General features: G+C 58.0%; 16 protein-coding genes. All 16 read right to left on the bottom strand.

Going from position 1 to position 20,760, the window contains the following annotated elements:
• Positions 1-109: 109 nt before the first annotated feature.
• The 16 genes from ftsA to RBB44_RS17990 all read right to left on the bottom strand — a co-directional run bounded on the left by ftsA (position 110) and on the right by RBB44_RS17990 (position 20,667).
• A complete protein-coding gene (gene ftsA, locus RBB44_RS18065; RefSeq protein ID WP_286189929.1) occupies positions 110-1,432 on the bottom strand; it encodes a cell division protein FtsA in 1,323 nt (440 codons plus the stop codon).
• Positions 1,429-2,121, bottom strand: coding sequence for a cell division protein FtsQ/DivIB (locus RBB44_RS18060; RefSeq protein WP_306149003.1), 693 nt, complete (start codon positions 2,119-2,121; stop codon positions 1,429-1,431). Before RBB44_RS18060 ends, ftsA begins: the two co-directional genes overlap by 4 nt.
• Before the next feature lie 209 nt (positions 2,122-2,330).
• Complete coding sequence (locus tag RBB44_RS18055; protein ID WP_306149002.1) at positions 2,331-3,257, bottom strand: D-alanine--D-alanine ligase; 927 nt, start codon at positions 3,255-3,257, stop codon at positions 2,331-2,333.
• Between the two features lie 105 nt (positions 3,258-3,362).
• Positions 3,363-4,322 carry a UDP-N-acetylmuramate dehydrogenase gene (gene murB / locus RBB44_RS18050; RefSeq protein ID WP_306149001.1) on the bottom strand — a complete coding sequence of 320 codons (960 nt, stop codon included), beginning with the start codon at positions 4,320-4,322 and terminating at the stop codon, positions 3,363-3,365.
• Complete coding sequence (gene murC, locus RBB44_RS18045; RefSeq protein ID WP_306149000.1) at positions 4,319-5,734, bottom strand: UDP-N-acetylmuramate--L-alanine ligase; 1,416 nt, start codon at positions 5,732-5,734, stop codon at positions 4,319-4,321. The genes murB and murC overlap by 4 nt, the downstream gene beginning before the upstream one ends.
• Positions 5,731-6,837, bottom strand: coding sequence for an undecaprenyldiphospho-muramoylpentapeptide beta-N-acetylglucosaminyltransferase (gene murG, locus RBB44_RS18040; RefSeq protein WP_306148999.1), 1,107 nt, complete (start codon positions 6,835-6,837; stop codon positions 5,731-5,733). The genes murC and murG overlap by 4 nt, the downstream gene beginning before the upstream one ends.
• Before the next feature lie 16 nt (positions 6,838-6,853).
• Complete coding sequence (locus tag RBB44_RS18035) at positions 6,854-8,011, bottom strand: putative peptidoglycan glycosyltransferase FtsW (RefSeq protein ID WP_133946290.1); 1,158 nt, start codon at positions 8,009-8,011, stop codon at positions 6,854-6,856.
• Positions 8,012-9,412: a UDP-N-acetylmuramoyl-L-alanine--D-glutamate ligase gene (gene murD / locus RBB44_RS18030; RefSeq protein WP_306148998.1), complete on the bottom strand. Its 1,401-nt coding sequence runs from the start codon at positions 9,410-9,412 to the stop codon at positions 8,012-8,014. It abuts the gene before it with no gap.
• Between the two features lie 4 nt (positions 9,413-9,416).
• Positions 9,417-10,499, bottom strand: coding sequence for a phospho-N-acetylmuramoyl-pentapeptide-transferase (gene mraY, locus RBB44_RS18025; protein ID WP_306148997.1), 1,083 nt, complete (start codon positions 10,497-10,499; stop codon positions 9,417-9,419).
• A 10-nt stretch (positions 10,500-10,509) separates the two neighbouring features.
• Complete coding sequence (locus RBB44_RS18020; RefSeq protein WP_306148996.1) at positions 10,510-11,940, bottom strand: UDP-N-acetylmuramoylalanyl-D-glutamyl-2,6-diaminopimelate--D-alanyl-D-alanine ligase; 1,431 nt, start codon at positions 11,938-11,940, stop codon at positions 10,510-10,512.
• Positions 11,937-13,406: a UDP-N-acetylmuramoyl-L-alanyl-D-glutamate--2,6-diaminopimelate ligase gene (locus RBB44_RS18015; RefSeq protein ID WP_306148995.1), complete on the bottom strand. Its 1,470-nt coding sequence runs from the start codon at positions 13,404-13,406 to the stop codon at positions 11,937-11,939. Before RBB44_RS18015 ends, RBB44_RS18020 begins: the two co-directional genes overlap by 4 nt.
• Positions 13,407-13,511: 105 nt before the next feature.
• Positions 13,512-15,224 (bottom strand): penicillin-binding protein 2, encoded by a 1,713-nt coding sequence (locus RBB44_RS18010; RefSeq protein ID WP_040450860.1) that lies wholly within the window; start codon positions 15,222-15,224, stop codon positions 13,512-13,514.
• A 13-nt stretch (positions 15,225-15,237) separates the two neighbouring features.
• On the bottom strand, positions 15,238-15,594 hold the full coding sequence (locus tag RBB44_RS18005) for a hypothetical protein (RefSeq protein ID WP_008191160.1): 357 nt from the start codon (positions 15,592-15,594) through the stop codon (positions 15,238-15,240).
• Position 15,595: 1 nt separating this feature from the next.
• Positions 15,596-16,636 carry a 16S rRNA (cytosine(1402)-N(4))-methyltransferase RsmH gene (gene rsmH, locus RBB44_RS18000; protein ID WP_371932276.1) on the bottom strand — a complete coding sequence of 347 codons (1,041 nt, stop codon included), beginning with the start codon at positions 16,634-16,636 and terminating at the stop codon, positions 15,596-15,598.
• Complete coding sequence (locus RBB44_RS17995; protein WP_306148994.1) at positions 16,633-17,100, bottom strand: division/cell wall cluster transcriptional repressor MraZ; 468 nt, start codon at positions 17,098-17,100, stop codon at positions 16,633-16,635. Before RBB44_RS17995 ends, rsmH begins: the two co-directional genes overlap by 4 nt.
• Before the next feature lie 471 nt (positions 17,101-17,571).
• Entirely contained in the window at positions 17,572-20,667 is a 3,096-nt protein-coding gene (locus tag RBB44_RS17990; protein ID WP_306148993.1) for a hypothetical protein, read from the bottom strand.
• Positions 20,668-20,760: the final 93 nt, after the last annotated feature.

Raw genomic sequence — 20,760 nt, 5'->3', positions numbered from 1 at the left:
ATCCTCGCGACCCGCTGGCGCCCCCGATACGGGAGAACCCTCTTCTTCCCTAATTTCCTCTGCCACTCCTGGCAGCTCCAACTCTAGGCTCTTGTCGTCTGTCATTTGCTCAAAAGCTTTCCCTGATCCATTGACCCACACGAGCCAAATAGCCAGATTGCCCGCCCCACCCGGATCTGCGGTTCTTGTGTTCGAACTGCTCGATCTGCGCGACTTGCGGATAAATCAGGAGGCCAACAGCCGCGGCGAATGCCGGACCTTTTGCTGCCTCGGGAAGACCGGCGACGCCTAGAGGCCGGCCAAGACGGACGTTGCGGCCAAGGATATGACGCGCAACCTCACCAAGACCTGTGAGCTGACTGGCACCCCCCGTCAAAACGATCTGCTTGCCGACCCGCCCGGCAAAGCCGGACGCCGTCAGACGATCTCTCACAAGTTCAAGGATTTCTTCCACGCGCGGACGGATGACACGGGTCAACGCCGAGCGCGGGATCTGGTTTGGCAAATCGCTGTCGCTCTCCAGCGGTGGAACGGTCAGCATATCCCGTTCGTCCGAGCTGGAAGCCAGCGGTGAGCCGTAAAGTGTTTTCAGCCGTTCAGCGTCCTGCAGACGCGTCGCGAATGCCCGAGCGATATCCATGGTGACGTGGTTACCGCCAACAGCGATCGCATCGAGGTGGACCATATGACCGTCTACGAAGACGGACAGCGTTGTGGTGCCACCGCCCATATCAATGCAGGCGACGCCGAGTTCCGCTTCATCGTCCACGATTGTCGACAGGCCGCTGGCAAACGGGGTTGCCACCATGGTCTCAACGTGCAGATGACCGCGGTTGATGCAAAGTTCCAGGTTCCGGACCGGCGGCACTTCTGCCGTAACAACCTGCATGTCGACGCCGAGCTTGTGGCCCATCATGCCGCGTGGATCCCGGATGCCCCGGCTGCCGTCCAGTGTGTAGGAAATCGGCAGCGCGTGCGTAACTGCACGACCATCTGTCACAGAGTGACTGGAGCCGGCGGACAGAACCCGTTGGATATCCGCTTCACAGACGCTTTCGCCGGACAGCGGGACACTTGCACTATAGATTTCGCTTTGAAGGCGGCCGCAGCTGATGTTCGTGATCAGCGATTCAACGGTCACCCCAGCCATACGCTCGGCACTGTCGACAGCAAGACGGATGGCGTGCTCAGCCGCATCCATGTCAACGACGACACCGGACTTGATGCCACGGGACCGCTGATAACCGTAGCCGAGAACCTCGACCTTGTGGGACCGGCTGGACAGGATCGCGTTATCGTCTTGAGGGATCAGTTTGGCAATCAGGCAGCAGATCTTGGTTGATCCGACATCGAGGACCGACATAACGACCGAACGCCGACTCGGCAGCGGGCGCATCTTTGGCAAATACAAGGGCTGATCAGACCGGCTCATGTGTCCCGCCCTTCATTGCCCGAGCGTCCACGACCACCGGTCATGATCTTGCGTTGTTCCGCGGCCTCTTCGCTCAAGCGAACCGTGATCCGGTCCTCCAGGCGCATGTCGATGGCCATGATATCGCGGGCAAGCAACCCGTCTTCCTTGTCCATTCTCACCAATTCAGCCAAAGCGGCTTCCATATTCTCTTCCGGCAAGCGGACAAAAATCCCATTTTCTAACTTCAAGTCCCAACGGCGATCACTGATCAGAAATGCAGCACGCACACGCGGACGAAGATCCGGCACTGTCGCAAGCGCCGCGCTGATCTCACCGGCCCGGCGCTGCGCGCCGTGATTGACCACCAGGAGAAGATTGGCGTACCGACCATCGACCTCATCGGTGATGACCTCCCCTGCCTCGTTCACAATCGAGACCAGATCACCCCGCTGCCAAAGCGCGTAAGGCACCTTCTCCTCGATCCGGATCTGCAATGTGCTCGGGTAGAACTTCATCACCGAAGCATTCTTGACCCAGGCCATGTCGTTCAGCCGTTCGCGGGCGCCATCGGCATCGAACAGGATCAGGGACGATCCGTCGTGAATTTCGAGCGCTTCCAGGATCTGAAATTCGTTGATTTCCCGCTGGCCGGACAGCTTGACGGCCTCAATCCCGAAACCGACCGCCGACAAGAGTGCATCGCTCACGACACGCCCGTGCCCACCTATGACTATTGCGTAGGAAATCGTTAAGGTTAAGAAACCGATAGCAGCTGCAGACCCCGTCCAGCGTGGCAAGTCCGCCAATCGACCCGCCGCGCGCCAAACAGGCTGCCGGTGCAAACGCGCAACGCCGCGCCCGCGCGGAGCCAGCTCGGCTTCCAGCGGCGCATATGCGTCCCGTTTATGTTTGCGACCTAACGACAGCAACTCGCGTCCTCAACCATCCAACTCACCAGGTTCTTGAAGCTCATTCCCTTGTAGGCGGCCATTTCGGGCACCAAAGAGGTCGGCGTCATGCCTGGTTGCGTGTTCACTTCAAGGCAGATCAGGTCCCCGCTTCCATCTTCGCGCTCGTCGAATCGGAAATCGGCCCGGGATACCCCACGGCACCCCAAGGCCTGATGCGCCTTAACTGCTAGTGTCTCCGCTGTTTGGTAAACAAGTGGTGAAATTTTTGCAGGAAGAATGTGTTTTGAACCGCCTTCTGCATATTTTGCATCGAAATCGTAGAACTCCTGCCCCTGGGTTACGATGTCGATCACGCCAAGTGCCTGATCGTCCTTGACTGCGCAGGTCAGTTCGCGGCCTCTGATGAATTTCTCGCACATCAACACATCCGGGTACGGCCAGTCTTCCCGGTGCAGCTCCTGGGGCGGAAACTCTTGATCTTCCTTGACAATCAGGACACCGAAGCTCGAGCCTTCGTTGATCGGCTTGAGCACGTAGGGCGGCTCCATCGGATGCTCCCGGCCGATCTCATGCCGGTTCACAACCTTGTGCTCCGTGACCGGAATCCCGGCTGCCGCCATGACTGCTTTTGCCTTCACCTTGTTCATTGCAAGGCTGGAAGCCATCACTCCGGAGTGGGTATAGGGAATGTTAAGAAACTCTAATATTCCCTGAACGCAGCCGTCTTCGCCAAAGGGGCCGTGCAAGGCGTTAAAGGCCACATCCGGCTTCAATTCGGCCAAAACGGCCGACACATTCCGGTCCACATCCACCCGTGAAACACGATATCCGGCTTCTTCCAGGGCGATTGCACATTCCTTGCCACTTGAAAGGCTGACTGGCCTTTCATTGACCCAACCACCCATCAGGACAGCAACATGTTTCTTGGTCATGGATGGGTTCTCCCTTGATAAGACCGTTTCCCGGACTTGAATCCGGGAAAGCGGCACAAATAAAACGCAACTAATGGAAACTGTGGACAGAGACCGGCGGCCCGATCACGCCTGCCCCAAGAATGGCTCAATCGCGCCTTTCGGCCCGAATTCTCCAAGACGCTTGATTTCCCACTCAAGCCGTATACCGCTGGCCTCAAGCGCCTTTGCGCGCACGGTTTCACCGAGCAACTCCAAATCGTGGCCCGTAGCATCACCGGTGTTGATCATGAAATTGCAGTGCATCTCGGACATTTGCGCACCGCCGACCATCAATCCGCGGCACCCGGCAGCATCAACCACTTTCCAGGCCGAATTGCCGTCCGGATTCTTGAACGTTGAACCGCCGGTTTTTTCACGGATCGGCTGAGCGTTTTCCCTGTGCTCGACAACCGCGGCCATTTCCTCGCGGATCGCCGCCTCATCCTGGGGGACGCCTTCAAACACGGCCGATGTAAAAATCAGATCCGAACTGGCGCCGGAAAGCCGGTAGCTGTATCCCATTTCGGAATTGGTGAGAACTTGCCTGTTGCCATCCCGGTCGATCGCCGTGAGTTCAACCATCCGGTCCCGTGTTTCCGTGCCATGGGCACCGGCGTTCATCCGGAGCGCCCCACCAAGTCCGCCGGGAATACCGGTGTAAAACGCAAAACCTCCAAGACCCGCCTTGGCCGCAGCTTCCGCAAGCCGCTTGTCCGGAACGGCGGCACCAGCGCGGAGACGATTGTTGCCAAGTTCCTCGATCTGGCCAAAGCCCTTTGCGCTGAGGCGGACAACAACCCCTCTCAACCCGCCATCGCGGATCAGGAGATTGGAGCCGAGGCCCACCGGCAGAACGGGAATGTCTTTGGGAAGTTTCTTGAGAAATACTGCGAGATCGTCTTCATCCGCAGGCTGAAACATCAACTGTGCCGGTCCACCCGTGCGGAACCAGGTCACGGCAGAAAGCGGCTGATTTGGCGTCAGTTTACCGCGGATACCTTCAGCAAGATCTGGAATTTCTTCCAGAAGGTTGGGAAAGCTCATGCCCCCTCCTTCTGCAGAGCGTTCAGCTGATCCGGCAGCGCGTAGGCCCACTGGGTGATGTTGCCCGCACCGAGACAGATGACGAAGTCTCCAGGTTCCGCCAATTCCTTCACCACAGAGGCCAACTCTTCCGGGCCGTTAATAGCCTGCACCTGCCGGTGACCACGTGTTTTCAAGCCGGAAACTAGATCCGTGTGGCGCGCGCCCTCGATCGGCTTTTCTCCTGCCTCGTACACCGGCGTGATGACGACCGCGTCTGCATCGTTGAAGCAGTTTGAGAAATCATCGAACAAACTGTGCAGGCGGGTGTATCTGTGCGGCTGCATAACCGCGATCACCTTGCCATCGGTGGATTCCCGGGCTGCATGCAGCACCGCCTTGATCTCGACCGGGTGGTGGCCGTAATCGTCGAAAACCTGAACACCGCTGGCTTCGCCGGTAAACGTAAAGCGCCGCTTCACACCGCCGAAGGACGAAATGCCTTTTTCAATATCCTCCGGCGACACGCCAAGCTGGGAGGCCACAGCGATTGCCGCGGTCGCATTGGAAACGTTGTGAAGGCCCGGCATAGGCAGAACCAAATTGCTGAGTTCGGTCTCTTCCCCGCTGCGGCGATCGCGGATGGTCACCGAGAAAATCGATTTGCCACCATCCATCGAAACATCGGTGAACCGCACATCCGCTTGAGGGTTGGTGCCATAAGTCACGATCCGGCGATCCTCGATGTTGCCGATCATGGTCTGAACCTCCGGGTGGTCGAGGCACATGACGGCAAAACCATAAAACGGCACGTTGTCAATGAACTGGCGGAATGCCTTTTGGACGCCCGAGAAGTCACCGTAGTGATCAAGGTGTTCCGGATCGATGTTCGTCACGATGGCAACGTCGGCCGGGAGCTTGACGAATGTTCCGTCACTCTCATCGGCTTCCACGACCATCCAGTCTCCCTTGCCCATCCGGGCGTTGGTGCCATAGGCGTTGATGATGCCACCATTGATCACGGTCGGATCGAGATGCCCGGCATCCAGAAGGGCAGCAACCATGGATGTGGTGGTGGTTTTGCCATGCGTTCCACCGACTGCGATCGCCTGCTTGAACCGCATCAGCTCGGCCAGCATTTCTGCACGGCGTACGACCGGGATCAGCTTTTCTCGGGCTGCTACCAGTTCCGGGTTGTCTTTCTTGATGGCAGAGGAGACGACAAGGACTTCCGCCTCGCCGAGGTTTTCAGCCGCATGGCCCACAGTCACCGGAATCCCGTTCGCGCGAAGACGCTGAACATTGGCGTTTTCAGCCATGTCAGATCCTTGAACCTGATATCCAAGTGTTTTCAGCACTTCCGCGATGCCGCTCATGCCGATGCCGCCGATCCCAACGAAGTGAACCGGCCCAATATCCTGCGGCATCTTCATGGCCGTACTCCCTTGTTTTGCGCGACGCTTTCAACAAGGTCGGCGAGCCGTTTGACGGCATCTGGTTTTGCAACTGTGTTGGCGGCCTTCGCGGCTGCCTCCAGCATCTCCGGCTCATCCATGAAACGGATCAATTCCTTGGCAAGGCGTGATGGGTGCAGATCCACCTGCCGGATCGGCCATGCGCCGCCGACTTTCTCAAGAACTTTGGCGTTGGCAGCCTGGTCCTGGTCAATCGCCCCCGGCAACGGCACCAGGATGGACGGCCGGCCGAGCACGCTCAGCTCCGAAACAGAGCTTGCACCGGAACGGCAAACCACCAAATGCGCCTGCGCGATCCGCTGAGGAAGGTCTGTAAAGAACGGCGCACACTCCGCCTCAACCCCAAGATCCTGATAGGCTTTCTGGACCCGCTCCATATCTTCCGGGCGGCACTGCTGCACGATTTTGATCCGTTTTCGCTGTTCATCCGACAGCTCCGCAACGGTAGGAGGAACGAGATCTGAAAAGAACCGCGCGCCCTGAGAACCGCCAAAAACCAACAGCTTCAAAGGGCCACCAGAGCCCGGAGGAGTGAAATTCAGTTCAGCTGCATCCAAAACAGCATCGCGGACCGGATTGCCCGTCTCGACCAATTTGCTAGACAAATCGAATGGAAGATCTTCGATCGGGACGCTGGTTGCGATTGCTGACACCCCTTTGGCCAAGAGTTTGTTCGCCCGCCCCATCACGGCATTGGCTTCATGCAGGATCGACGGCGTGTTTGTGAGACGTGCCGCGTACATGGGCGGAAAGGTTGGATACCCACCAAAACCGGCCACGACATCCGGCTGCAATGCCTTGATCACCTTACGTGCCTGCAGTGTGCCAAACAGCAACTGAAATGCGGTTTTCGCCAGGGCAATCGGATTGCGTCCGCGGATGGTGGCGGAGGCAATGATGTGGACCTTGCGGGCTGGAAACTCAGTGCCGTATTTGTCGGCCCGCTCATCCGTTGCCAGCTCGACGGTCCAGCCGCGGCGGCTCAGCTCACTTGCAAGTGCTTGTGCGGGAAACAGGTGACCGCCGGTTCCACCGGCTGTGAGTAAAACGGTTTTGCTCATAAATCCGGGCCAACAATTACATCAAGGAAGACGGAGACAGCCGGCTGACCGTGACCGTGTCATTCGACATGGGCCGCGGCCGCTTGCGGGTCAGCGCGAGAATGGCCCCGGCAGACATCGCGGACGCCAAAAGAGAGGACCCCCCATAGGAAATGAACGGCAGCGTCATGCCCTTCGACGGAACCAGGTGCAGGTTCACCGACAGATTGATGGTTGCCTGAAGCCCAAACAGGACAACAAGACCGGCGGTTGCCAACCGGCCAAAGGCATCCTGGTCCCGGCTCGCGTGCTGCAATCCGCGGATCACGATGAAGGCAAAAACAATCACCAGCAGAAGGCAGGCGATCACCCCAAATTCCTCGCCGACCACGGCGAAGATGAAGTCAGCATGACTGTCCGGCAGGATCCGTTTCACCGTGCCCTCGCCCGGCCCCCGTCCGAACCATCCCCCCGACATGAAAGCCTCGAGCGCGGTATCAACCTGGAAAGTATCGCCAGTGCTTGGATCCAAGAACCGGTCGACCCGGCTAGTCACGTGCGGTAGGAAGGCATAAGCGGCGAACAGACCGGCAATCCCGATGATCCCGAGTGCAACGATAATCACCCAGGAGATCCCGTTCAAGAAGAACAATGCCGCCCAGACCATGCCGATCAGCATGGTCTGTCCAAAGTCCGGCTGGGCCACAAGTAGGGTCGCGCAGACGGCGAACAGAATGAAGGCGAATAGAACACCCGGCACTTCCCGGCGGCGGCCGCTTTCAGACAACAAAAACGCGATCAGCACAACAAAGGCCGGTTTGAGATATTCCGACGCCTGAACGGACACACCGGCAATATAGATCCAACGGCGGGCGCCCTTGGTTTCAAACCCCATGAACAGGGTCGCAATGAGCAAGACCACGGAGATAGTGAACAGCACAAGCGCGGCTCTACGAACCATCCGCGGTGTCATGAGCGATGCCGCAAGCATGATCCCGAGTGCCGGGATCGTGAACATGGCCTGCCGTTTCACGAAATAGAAGGTATCAACGCCAATGCGTTCGGCGACCGGCGGGCTCGCGGCAAAGGCAAACACCACGCCGGAAACGAGCAGAATACTGAAGGCCGCCAGCAGATAGTGATCCACTGTCCAAAACCATTCGGCAAACCGGCTGCGATCGGCGCGTGAGACCATTTATGCGACCTCCTGAGTGTTTCCACCACCAGGCAAGGCACGCACCGCATCTACAAAAGCAGCGCCCCGCAGTTCGAAATTGGCATATTGATCGAAAGATGCACAGGCTGGAGATAGAAGAATTGCGATTTCTTCCGCACCATCTTCTGCAGCCTCGGCCGCCGCATCCTGGACGGCCTGCGTGAGTGTACCACTCACTGCGTACGGGACCTGTCCGTCCAGCGTTTTGGCAAACTCTTCTGCGGCCTCACCGATCAAAAAGGCCTTCGCGATATTCGGGAAGTACTCGTCCAGGGAAGAGATCCCACCGGCCTTGGCGCGCCCTCCGGCAATCCAGTAGATCCGGTCGAAACTCGCAAGCGCCCGGGCCGCAGCATCTGCGTTGGTCGCCTTGCTGTCATTGATGAAGAGCGTCCGGCCAGTCCGGGCAACAATCTCCATCCGATGATGGAGCCCAGGAAAGCTTTTCATTGCGGCTGCGATCTGATCGGCAGGTATCTCCAGCGCCCGCAGGCACGCAAAGGCAGCGGCGGCGTTTTGACCATTATGGTCGCCGCGCAAGCTGTCGATCCCAGCGAGCAGGGCGACTTCGGTCTGGGCTCCATCATGGGCCTCAATCAGGCGGCCGTGATGCGCGTAGATGCCGTCCGTTAATTCCCGTTCGCCTGCGATCCGGCAGACGGGTTTGCGGGCCAGCTCCAACCGGTCAGCGATCATGGAGGACAGACGGTCATCAACACCGACGATCGCGACTTTCGCACCAGCCACCAGCCGCTCCTTGATTGCGGCATAACTTTCCAGCGTACCGTGCCGATCCAGATGATCCGGCGACAAGTTCATGTGAAGTCCGACTGTCGGGTCCAGCGTCGGGGCAAGGTCGATCTGATAGGACGAACATTCAACGACATAATGGCGGCCAGGACGGGGCGGTTCCAGCTCCAAGACCGGTGTGCCTATGTTCCCGCCCATCTGCACATCCAACCCCAGTTCGCGCAGCAGATGCGCAATCAAAGCGGTGGTGGTCGATTTGCCGTTTGTTCCGGTGATCGCAATGAACGGGGCTTCAGGACAGAGTTTGCGATGCTCCCGGCAGAAAAGTTCGACATCGCCGATCACCTCAACCCCTGCATTTCGTGCCAGATCGACCGACCAATGAGGCACCGGGTGTGTCAGCGGAACGCCCGGCGCAAGGACAAGCGCGGATACGCTCGTCCAGTTGAGGGTTTTCAGATTTTCGGTTCTGAGGCCAGCGGCCGCCGCCTCGGCAACTCGCGTTTCATTGTCGTCAAAGCACACCACATTGGCCCCACCCGCCTGCAACGCCTTGGCAGTGGCAAGTCCAGAACCGCCGAGCCCGAAAAGCGCAACGGTTTGTCCTTCAAATGTGGTGACTTCGATCATCGCCTTACCTCAGCTTCAGTGTGGCAAGGCCGATCAGGGCCAGGACGACCGATATGATCCAGAACCGGATGACCACCTGGCTTTCGGTCCAGCCCTGAATTTCGAAATGGTGGTGGATCGGAGCCATTCGAAACACACGCTTTCCAGTGAGTTTGAAGGACATCACCTGTACGATCACCGAGACCGCTTCCAGAACGAACAGGCCACCGATGATTGCCAGAACAATCTCGTGCTTGGTCGCAACCGCAATCGCGCCGATCATTCCGCCGAGCGCCAGAGATCCGGTGTCCCCCATGAAGATGGCCGCGGGAGGCGCGTTGAACCACAGGAAACCAAGACCAGCGCCGATCACCGCACCGCAGATGACGGCGAGTTCACCGGTACCGGCCACATGGTGGATCTGCAGATAATTTGCAAACACCGCGTTGCCCGAGAGGTAAGCGATCAATCCAAAAGAAGCGCAAGCGATCATAACCGGTACGATGGCCAAACCGTCGAGGCCATCAGTCAGGTTCACCGCATTCCCAGCGCCAACCATGACGAAGGCCGCGAATGGAATGAAGATAAGGCCGAGATTGAGCGTGAAGTCTTTGAAGAACGGGAATGTCAGCGCTCCTGAGAACGATGTCGTGTCGAGCACTGTAACGGTAAAGGCCGCGGTTGCGGCAATAAGGAACTCAAGGCCCAAACGCGCCTTGCCACCGAACCCCTTGTGCGAGGATTTCGTGACCTTCAAGTAGTCGTCGTAAAATCCGATCATCCCGAAGCCGACGGTCACACCGATCACGACCCAAACATACGGATTGCTCAAGTCGGCCCATAGGAGCGCAGCCACCAAAGCACCGGACAAGATCATCAATCCGCCCATTGTGGGCGTTCCTTTTTTGGACAGGTGGCTTTCCGGGCCATCGGCACGGATCGGCTGACCATGTCCCTGCCGGATCCGAAGGCTCGCGATAATCTTTGGCCCAAACAGAAAGACAAAGAACAGGGCCGTCATGATCGCCCCGCCTGTCCGGAACGTGATGTACCGGAAAACGTTCAGAGCAGAGACTTGGTCGGCGAACTGGCCGAGAAAATAAAACATCAGCTATCCTTCACGCCGCTTCGATGTCGTCTGCTGGCGGATATTCTTTTTTCAAGGCTTCGACAAGCGGGCCCATGCGGGTTCCCAAAGAACCTTTGATCATCACGACATCGCCAGGCTGCACATCATTGACCAACAGCTCGGTCAAGTCTTTGGCCTCTTCGCGGTGATGGGCCTTTAGTTCGTCCGGCAATTTATCCCAGAGCGCAGCCATATGCGGGCCGGCACAGAAGACCCTGTCAATCGCAGCTTCGCGGATCGGTCCTTCAAGTTCTGCATGAAGCTGGTCGGCATCGGTGCCGAGTTCGCGCATATCGCCAATAACCGCAATCCGCCGCCCGGAGCCGCCAGGTGTGGCTTGCGCCAAAACCGAAAATGCCGCGCGCATCGACGCCGGGTTGGCGTTGTAGCTCTCGTCAATCAGCTGCACTTCGCCGCCGCCTACGGACAAACGGCATTGCTCACCGCGGCCCTTTGGTGCGGTCATACCGCCGAGCGCGGCAGCGCCTTCCTGCAGATCCGCGCCCAGATCGGCCACCGCAGTCAAAACCGCCAGGCTGTTCTGCACATGGTGTGCACCCGGAGCACCAATTCCATATGACACGTCATGCCCGAGGATCGAGGCTTCCACACTCGTGCCGTCGTCCGTTGCCACAGCCATTTTCAGGTGACTGTCTTCTGAACCGCGTTGCCCAAATGTCTGAACGTTGCGCACGCCGGCGGTTGCCGCCAAAAACCGGAGAAGATCGTATTGCTTGTTGTCCCGATTGAGGATCGCAACGCCATCCGGCTCCAGACCATTGAAGATTTCCGCCTTCGCCTGGGCAATCTTCTCAACAGACTCGAAGAACTCGATATGAACCGCTTCGACGGTGGTGATGATCGCGACATGAGGCCGAACCATCTGTACCAGCGGCGTGATTTCGCCCGCGTGGTTCATGCCGATTTCAAAGACGCCAAAATCCGTATCGGCAGGCATGCGCGCCAGCGTCAGCGGGACGCCCCAGTGGTTGTTGAACGAGGCAACCGATGCATGAACCTTGCCGGAGGGCGCAAGCGCCAGACGAAGGGCTTCCTTCGTCCCTGTTTTGCCAACCGATCCGGTAACCGCGACGATGCGGGCATTGGTGCGGGCCCGTGCGGCAACACCAAGTACGCGCATGGCTTCGAGCGGATCATCAACAACGACATAACGCCCGTCATCAGGCAAATCACCGAGGCTGTCTTCGGCAATAAGCGCCAATGACGCTCCTGCCTCAAGCGCGGCCGCAACATAATCATGGCCATCGAGCCGATCACCTTTGATGGCGATGAACGCATCACCCGGCTCAAGAGTTCGGCTATCGATGGAAATACCGGTTATGTGCGCGCCCACGTCCCCTTTGGCGGTTCCGCCACAGGCATCGATAAAGGCCTCAGATGTCCAAAGCGGGTCGCTCATTTTACTCCCAGTTGATTTATAGCGTGGCGCACAGAGTCGTGATCAGAGAAAGGAATCACTGTGTCGCCAACAATCTGGCCGGTTTCGTGACCTTTTCCGGCAACGCACAGGATATCGCCAGATTTCAGGCGCCGGATGCCTTCGGCAATTGCTTCGGCGCGATCGCCAATCTCAAGACCACCCGGCGCACCTGCAAGAACAGCTTTGCGAATGGTCGCCGGGTCTTCCGATCTCGGGTTGTCATCGGTCACTATGACCAAATCTGCGTGCCGCGCAGCCGCTTCGCCCATCAGGGGACGCTTGCCAGGATCCCGGTCACCGCCAGCGCCCACCACAACAGAGAGGCTCCCTTCGGCAAACGGCTTTAGTGCCGCCAACGCTTTGTCGAGAGCGTCCGGTTTGTGGGCGTAATCAACGAAAACCATACCGCCAGCCGGAGTTGTCCCGGCGAGCTCCAAGCGGCCCTGTGCGCCTTTTAGGTTCTCAAGAGCGCGAAGTGCAGCGCCAGTATCTATTCCGGCAGTGATCGCAAGACCTGCAGCAATCAAAGCGTTCGAAACCTGAAACCGGCCAATGAGCGGAAGAGTCACCTTGTACTCGCCGCGCGAGGTCTCGACCGTCAAAAGCTGCCCGGCACCGCTCGGCCTCAAGCCGGTCAGCTTGAGATCCTTGCCCGTCTCGCCAACCGTGAAAACCGGCAATCCACGCTCTTCGGCAATGGCCAAAACGCGATCTGTGTACTGCTCACCCGGATCTACAACAACATGACCGCCGGCCGGGAGCAGCTCACTGAAGAGACGCAGCTTGGCTTGCAAGTAATCCTCGATGGTCGGGTGGTAATCCATGTGATCACGGCCAAGGTTGGTGAAGGCTGCCGCTGTCAGCCGGACACCATCAAGGCGATACTGATCAAGGCCGTGGGACGAGGCTTCCAAAGCGGCATAGCGAATACCTTCATTCGCAAGGTCTGCCAGATCCTTTTGAAGCTGCACCGGGTCCGGCGTTGTCAGCCCACCGTAACTTTCGCCATCCGGCTTAATGATGCCCAAGGTGCCAAGACTGGCCGCCGGATGGCCTGCAGCTTGAAAGATCTGACGCACAAAATGGGCGACCGATGTCTTTCCCGCGGTACCCGTGACGGCAACAATCGTATCCGGCTGACGGCCGTAGAAACGCGCAGCCATTTTTGCAAATGCTAGGCGCGGTTCGTCTGCGCTGAGAACCGCGATGGTTGGCGGAACGAGAGCACGAACAGTCACGGCTGCATCGGTTGCGCACAGGACAGCGACTGCACCCGCTTCGACCGCTTTGGGAACGAACTGCACACCATCAACCGTGGAGCCCTTGAAGGCAGCAAAGAGAAAACCCGGTTGGACCTTGCGGCTGTCCGCGGTCAGTCCTTCTATAGAAAGGCCATTTGCCGTGTCCGGCAAATCCATGCCGTCGGCTAAATGCTCAAGGTGCATAACATCCGATCATCCGGTTCGTGCATCGTCATTCTCTTGAAGCTTAAAACCGGACCGGATTTCGGCTGCGACCCCGCCGGACCAGTTCGCTTCTTTTAAGTCTCCTTAATAGGAAATCTCGATCGGTTCATCCCCTTTGCCAAAGCGCGGCATCACACCGAGCATCGGTGCTGCGCGGCGAATGATCGCCCCGGTCGTAGGGGCTGTGTTCAATCCAGCTGTTGCACCAATACCTTCCCGCTCCGATTTCGGCTCATCAAGAACAACCAGAACCACGTATCTCGGATCGTCCATCGGGAAGGCCGAAAGGAAGGAGTTACGCCGCTTGTTTGACACATAGACACCGTTTTCAATCTTCTCCGCCGTCCCGGTCTTGCCGCCGACGGTATAGCCTGGAACATCAGCTCGGCGCCCGGATCCGGAGAGAACATTGAGGCGGAAGAGATACCGCATCATGCGGCTGACTTCAGGTGAAATCACTTGCTTCTTCAGCGTCTTAACTTCTTCCTGTGTCCGAGGCACAAAGGTCGGTGGCAACAAGGAGCCACCGTTGACCATAGCCGCGGCGGCCACCGCTGTTTGCATCGGCGTTACCGACAAGCCGTGACCAAAGGAGATGGTCATCGCGGCCAATTCGTTCCATTTCGGCGGCAACAAGGGAGCTGCGTTTTCAGGCAATTCCGTCTGCAATCGCTTCGTTAGATGCAACCGCTCCATGAATTCCTTCTGGCGCGCGACCCCGGTCGCCAGCATCATTTTTGCAGTGCCTATGTTGGATGAATAAATGAAGATTTCCGGCACGGACAGGATGCGGTTTTTCCCGTGGAAATCGGTGATCGTCCGGCCTGCAGCGCGCAGAGGGCGGGTCGCATCGAAGCTGTCATTGATCGTAACAGCTCCCGAATCCAATGCCATGGCGGTCGTGAACGCCTTGAACACGGAGCCCATTTCAAAGACACCGCCGGTCGCCCGGTTCAGCCGGTCCTTTTCCAAAGCTTCGGATCTGTCGTTCGGATCGTAGTCCGGCAAGGACGACATTGCGACGACTTCACCAGTCTTTGCATCCAGGACGATACCGGCGGCCGCGATGGCCCGATACCGCTCCATTGCCTTGACCAATTCGTCGCGCACGACGTGCTGGACCCTGAGATCTACGGACAGGCGCACCGGCTCCATGGTGCGGCCAGAGGCAAACCCGATCGACTGAAGGTCGCGCAACCATTGATCGTCGACGTATTTTTCAATCCCGCTGAGACCCTGATTGTCGACATTTACTGCGCCGACGATGTGGCCCGCGGTCGGACCACCTGGGTAAAAACGCTGGTTTTCAGACAGGAAACCGATACCGGGCAAACCAAGGTCATGCACCTGCTCTGCCTTGTCCGGTGTCATTTCACGCTTCAACCAGACAAATCCGGCCCCGCTCTCAAGACGGCGGCGAACAAGCGCCTCATCCAGATCGGGCAAGATACGGGTGAGCCCTTCGACTGCTTCGTCAACGTCGAGAATACGGCGCGGCTCAGCATAAAGGGACGCGGTCTTGATGTCGGTGGCAAGGATCTCACCATTGCGGTCGATGAGATCTGGACGGGAGGCGGCCACAGAATCCTGGGCAGAAATCCAGGCCCGGGACGGCGCCTCATCCATCTGGGCAAGATAGATCAACCGCCCACCGATGGCCGCATAGACACAGGCAAAAGCGAGCATGGCGAGATAAACGCGCGACTTGACCGCACTCGACGAAACCGAGCTACGCGCCGCCCTCGGCTGGGTTCGCCGAACCTGGAGAAAGCTCGCTGGTTCTGTTGCCAATGTCATTGCCCCTAAGCCCCTACCTGATCATCGCCGAAGAACCGGCATATCCGCCCATCTGGTCAGCCCCGCCAATAGGCTCCAGTGTCACCGGCCGTGCCGGAAGTTCATCCGGCATGACGATCTGCCGGACTTCCAACGCTTCGAGTTGAAGATACTCGTTGTAGCGCTCGACAAGGTTCTGCAGCCGTTCCGGCTTGTTCAGAACACTCCACTCGGCGCGCAAATGGCGGATTGCATTCCGCTCTTCGTCGATTTGCCGCTGCAGCTCCGCAACCTTCGCAGCGGACTTCGTTGCCGCCATCTTCAGGTCGTAGACGGTTGCCGCGCCGATCACGACGGCCACAATGAAAAGGATGTTGAGCACCCGAACCATGTCAGCCCCCTAGTCCATGAAACGCTGCAAGGCGCGGCACACCGGCGACATGAATGTCGAGCTCGCGCGCCGGAGCCTCTGTCCGCCGCCCTGCCCTCAACTTCGCTGAGCGCGCCCGCGGATTTGCATCCGTTTCCGTATCGCGCGCCTCGACCGCCTTGCGCGTGAGATTTTCAAAAGTTGCCGGCGGAACCTCTTCCTCCGGCATATGACGTGACCCGCCACCCCGTATTTTTGTCCGGTCCTGGAAAAACCGTTTGACGATGCGGTCCTCAAGCGAGTGAAAACTCACCAAAACCAGGCGGCCACCCGGCTTTAGGATGCGTTCAGCAGCGCCCAGCGCCTGAGCGGCTTGATGCAATTCACCGTTCACATAGATCCGCAGCGCCTGAAATGTCCGTGTCGCCGGATGGATCTGCGCTTTCTTCGGAGAGCGCCCGAGGACTTTCTCGATCAGATTTGCAAGCTCAAGTGTACGGCTGAACGGCTGTTCCTTGCGCGCATTGTCGATCGCATGCGCAACGGATGGCGCCCGTTTTTCTTCGCCCAAAAGCCCGATGATGCGGATCAGGTCCCGCACAGGCAACTCGTTGACCACGTCAGCAGCAGACGGCCCGGCCTGCTCCATGCGCATATCCAAAGGACCATCACGCAGAAAGGAAAACCCGCGTTCGGCCTGATCCAGCTGCATGGAGGAAACGCCGAGGTCGAGAACCACACCATCAACGCCGTCAAACCCGCTCGCGCGCGCATGAATTTCCAGATCCGCAAACTGACCCGGCACCAGGATCAGCCGGCCATCGGACTGGGCGACGAGTTCCTGACCACCGGCAATTGCATCGGGATCACGATCGATCCCGACCACCGTTGCGCCGCGTTCCAAAAGCTTGCGCGAGTAACCACCAGCACCAAACGTGCCGTCAACCATAACCTCGCCCGGCTGAGGGTCGAGCCATTCCAGAACCTCGTTAAGAAGAACCGGCACATGACGCTCTGGTCCGCCAGCAGCAAGATCATCTGTCTTGTCGCCGAGCGCCATCATACCGGCTCTCCTTGCGAGGGTGCCGGGAGTTGCCCCGACAGCATTGCGAGTGCGCGCTTTTGGGCCTCTGCGCGATACTCGCGGAACTGCTCTGGTTCCCAGATCTGAAACTTGTAATCCATACCGACAAACGTGACGGTGTCGGAGAGGCCGGCATGGTCGCGGATCATGTCGGAGAGGGTCATGCGGCCATCTCCATCGATCTTGATGATTTCGCTGGCACCGAACAGCGCTGCTGCGAGCATGTCATGATCGGGTGTGAGCTTGGCAAACTGCTGGGCGCGGTTCTGAATTTCAGCCACGAGCTGATTGCCTCCGGCGTCGACCGCCGCGCAATGCGCAGATGAAATACAGTAAAGCCCTTCAAACCCATCTCTCGCCAATACCGCGCGGAAGGGTGCCGGGATCGACACGCGACCCTTGGCATCCAGCCGGTTGGTAAAATGCGAAACAAAGCCGGCCATACATCCCCGCTACGGACCCCCGTCCGCGCAATCCCCGAAACAACCCAAAAAAGAAGGAAACGGCCCTACCTGTCAGAACATGCAAATTGCAACGGCAGCTCTTGCCAGCTCGTTAAGTCATGTCCTGAGCCCGTCGAACATGGGCCCGCGCTCCCCATTCTGGGTAAATATGGGATACCATGGGAAATCATGGGCGGTCAATGGAAGCTCATGGATTCCTGCAGGATTTGATCGCACACGACCCCGTCGAGCGAAGGTAACGCCAACATGCTTAATGAAGCCTTGACAGAATAGTAGAATCGGAGTCGCAGAAATACGGAGGGTCCACGCTCAAGCCGTCGGTGCGTGATGTCACCATCCCCAGTTTTCAAAGACTTGTGGATACAAAAAACGCCGCGGAAAATCCGCGGCGTAAGTTTGAGCATGCGCTCTTTGCGGCGCTCAAAGCGCTCAGGGTCAGGACCAGCTATGTCACAGCAGAAAGTCTGTGTTGCCGAGAGCCCGTAGTTGATCGGCCACACCTCCCGCATCTGTGACGACCGTGTTCCAGTCTGCCGCGGTCAGGTTGGCGAGTGACAGATCTTCAGCCTGGATATCTTCCAGCACATAGGTGTGCCCACCATTGTTCTGAACGGTGATTGTCAGATCGGTTCCGACCTCCTGGAGCGAGATGTCATTGACTGACAAGCTGCTGAAATCCAAAAGATCTTCAGAGGCATCAAAGTTGAGCACGGAGACTTCCCGCCCCCAATCCCACGTGATCGCCACCGTATCGGCACCCGACCCAAGGTTGATCGTATCCGAAGTGGACGGAGTAACCGTTGTGGCGGGCGGTGTTGGAACCTCCGAAGTGTCTGATGTATCGGGCGCGTCCGGTGTATCCGGGGTTTCGGTTCCTGGCACGGCACCCACACCTTCACGGACCTGGAACCCGTCTGTGCCTTGGCCTGCCGGCGCTTCCGGCGTCAGCAACGCTTCCCGCGACACCAACGACACATCGTTCTGATCAATCCCGAACGGGGCTTCCAGATTGTCTTCCATCACCTGATCGAAATGGAACTCCAGATTGCCTGGAATGAGATCGGCTTTTTGAACGCCAGTGAAGGTGAAGCTTTGACCACTCGGCAGCACACTGATGACCATTCCATTCGGCATGTCCTCAACGCTCAAGCGTTCACGCGTGCCGAAATAGAGGAAACTGATTTTCTGTGTTGCCGGATCAAACCCATTGATTACTTCGGCCTGCCCGTATTCATGAGAGCGGATGTAGACCGTGTCGCCATCCCGCGGGCCGATCCCCTTTTCCCAGGATAGAACGCCGCCGAGATCCTGACGCAAGTGCTCGTTGCCGACCACGCCAAAGTTCTCAATGGTGAGATCCGCGAGTTGCACCCCTTGCAGGATCTGCATGTCCGGTCCCCACGGATTGTCGACGATCGGCTCCCCGTTGGGGGTCATGTTCAATATCAGGCCATGAACCGAAGCATTGCCGAAGTCGAGCTGATCCGCGGCCGGGTTAAAGCCGACGATATCATCCTTGCCAAACTCCGCGGCCCATTTGACGCCGCCGAGATCACTCGCTCCGGTCGGAACCGGTGTGTTGGACCCGTCAGCATCGTAGATCACATCAAACCCGCCGGTGTCCGGCGTTTCGATGGATTGGCCTAAAAGGCTTGCAACCTCATTGAGCGCTGATTCTTCGGCAACCATGAAATTGCTCATGGTCATGTCCGCTAGAGACACGCCCGTCAGCACCGTTGTGTTGGCAACCTCGCCGGTAGCCGTGTAGACGACGACTGTCAGACCGTTTGCCGTATCCTGAATCTCAAGGCGTTCCGCGATGACACCGGCTTCAAGATGAAGCATGTCCCCACCCTCTGGATCAAAATCCGTGATGACACGGGACGGGCTGTTCGGCATGATCATGATCATCTGTGCCCCGTCCGGCATGTCAGGCATATCCGGCATATCCGGCATGTCAGGCATGTCAGGCATGTCAGGCATATCAGGGTTGTCCGGCGTATCCGGTGTACCTGGTCCGGAAACCGTACCAACTTGCGACAGGATTTCCTGACCGGTTTCCGTGCTTTGAATTGTGAAGTTCGACGCTGAAAGATCGCTCAAGGTTACGCCTTGGAGTGTCACGGTCTGATTGTTCGATGCCATCGTGAAAATCACGTTGCCATTGACTTCCGTGACATCGATCGCTTCCGGCCCAAACCAGTCGATGAAAATGGTGTCACTTTGTGGGTTGAAATTGGACACGACACGATCCGTGCCCCACGCCCAGGTGATCACAACCGAAGCATTGGCCGCAGTGACCCCCGCGGTTCCGTTCCAGCTGCCCGGCTCGATGGGCGGGGCCGGTGTGGGATCAACCGGGTCCGGGTCAACAGGATCTGGATCGACCGGATCAGGGTCGACCGGGACCTCAGGATCCGGATCAACGGGATCTGGATCCACCGGCACTTCGGGATCGGGCGCTGCGCTATCCTGACCGATCAACCCGAAAATCTTGCTGGCTGTCCCAGAATCCAGAACAGCAAAATTGGACGGGCTGAGGTCAGACAACTTCACCCCTTGAAGGGTTGTGGTCTGATTGTTTGACGGGACAGCAAAGACAACACCATTTGCCGTTTGGGTAATTGTGAGATCGGCCGCACCGATCCAATCAACGAAGATGGTGCCAGTAGCCGAATCGAAGTTCGACACAACCGCATCTTGTCCCCAAGACCATGTGATCACGACATCAGCCGAGCCCTCGTCAACGTCAGCCGATCCGTTGTCTCCGTTTCCAGGCGTCCCCGGGGTGCCTGGTGTTCCAGGCGTGCCACCGTCTGGCGTTCCAAGTCCTTCGTCCCCGGTTAGGCGGCTCTCATAGAAAGCGATTGCCTCGGCAACGGTCGGAGCATCGAAGCCACCGAACTGCTCCATATATTGCAGGATGGACGTACCGTATTCATCGGTACTGACTGCCCCGCTCTGCAGAAGGGACGCTGTCCCCCAGGCACCGCGCAAGTGTGCTGCGGCCATGATCCCAGTCAATGTCAGCTCAACCGTTACAGTCTGGCCGTTCTGCGTGTATGTCGCGGTCTGGCCAATATAATCGCTCAGCGATTGGCCACTGTTTGCGAGCTGGTTTTCGATGACCTGCAGATTGTAGCCAAAGGCTTCCTGGATCGCGACATCCTGGGCGGCCTTGGTTGTGAAGTCCGCAAAGGAGTTCACACCGTTCTTGCCGGTCCAGGTCCCATCCCAGGTGTTGGTGGCCGCACCGTTCCCATAAAACACCGTGTCGTCGTAGTAGCCGAGATCGATGAGCAGCGCTTCACCGAACTGGAAGCCAACAAACCCAAGCGAGTTTTGAGACTGGTAGGCCATCGCCTCCCATTCGGCATCTGTCAGCTGAGACCAGCTCGAATACTGCGGAAACCGGTCTTGCACCGGGCCGCCAGCCCATTGATCAAGCTGCCAATCCTGAATGACACCAGAGTCGTAACGCTCTCGGTCCCATCCCGATTCAAATGCCAGCAATGCGGACAAGAAGTCTTGATATGTTCCGGCCATTTGTTCCCTGCCTTGTGAGTACATAACGATCTCAAACTAGGCAGCGAATTGGCGTGAATCATGGGCGTAAAATTAAATAGTAGAGGTATTATT

This window comes from Roseibium sp. MMSF_3247 (assembly GCF_030733765.1).
In the GTDB taxonomy this organism is placed as follows: Bacteria; Pseudomonadota; Alphaproteobacteria; order Rhizobiales; family Stappiaceae; genus Roseibium.
The sequence above is the reverse complement of the archived record's forward strand: the minus strand, read 5'-3'. Positions and strand labels throughout refer to the sequence as shown.

Bases quoted from the DNA above. Each gene is read 5' to 3' on its own strand.
- murC (WP_306149000.1), bottom strand. From the start codon at position 5,734: ATGAAGATGCCGCAGGATATTGGGCCGGTTCACTTCGTTGGGATCGGC.
- mraY (WP_306148997.1), bottom strand. From the start codon at position 10,499: ATGTTTTATTTTCTCGGCCAGTTCGCCGACCAAGTCTCTGCTCTGAAC.
- RBB44_RS18010 (WP_040450860.1), bottom strand. From the start codon at position 15,224: ATGACATTGGCAACAGAACCAGCGAGCTTTCTCCAGGTTCGGCGAACC.
- murB (WP_306149001.1), bottom strand. From the start codon at position 4,322: ATGAGCTTTCCCAACCTTCTGGAAGAAATTCCAGATCTTGCTGAAGGT.
- RBB44_RS17995 (WP_306148994.1), bottom strand. From the start codon at position 17,100: ATGGCCGGCTTTGTTTCGCATTTTACCAACCGGCTGGATGCCAAGGGT.
- ftsA (WP_286189929.1), bottom strand. From the start codon at position 1,432: ATGAGCCGGTCTGATCAGCCCTTGTATTTGCCAAAGATGCGCCCGCTG.
- RBB44_RS18055 (WP_306149002.1), bottom strand. From the start codon at position 3,257: ATGACCAAGAAACATGTTGCTGTCCTGATGGGTGGTTGGGTCAATGAA.
- murG (WP_306148999.1), bottom strand. From the start codon at position 6,837: ATGAGCAAAACCGTTTTACTCACAGCCGGTGGAACCGGCGGTCACCTG.
- RBB44_RS18015 (WP_306148995.1), bottom strand. From the start codon at position 13,406: ATGCACCTTGAGCATTTAGCCGACGGCATGGATTTGCCGGACACGGCA.
- RBB44_RS17990 (WP_306148993.1), bottom strand. From the start codon at position 20,667: ATGGCCGGAACATATCAAGACTTCTTGTCCGCATTGCTGGCATTTGAA.
- RBB44_RS18005 (WP_008191160.1), bottom strand. From the start codon at position 15,594: ATGGTTCGGGTGCTCAACATCCTTTTCATTGTGGCCGTCGTGATCGGC.
- RBB44_RS18035 (WP_133946290.1), bottom strand. From the start codon at position 8,011: ATGGTCTCACGCGCCGATCGCAGCCGGTTTGCCGAATGGTTTTGGACA.
- rsmH (WP_371932276.1), bottom strand. From the start codon at position 16,636: ATGATGGCGCTCGGCGACAAGACAGATGATCTTGCTGCTGGCGGACCA.
- murD (WP_306148998.1), bottom strand. From the start codon at position 9,412: ATGATCGAAGTCACCACATTTGAAGGACAAACCGTTGCGCTTTTCGGG.
- RBB44_RS18020 (WP_306148996.1), bottom strand. From the start codon at position 11,940: ATGAGCGACCCGCTTTGGACATCTGAGGCCTTTATCGATGCCTGTGGC.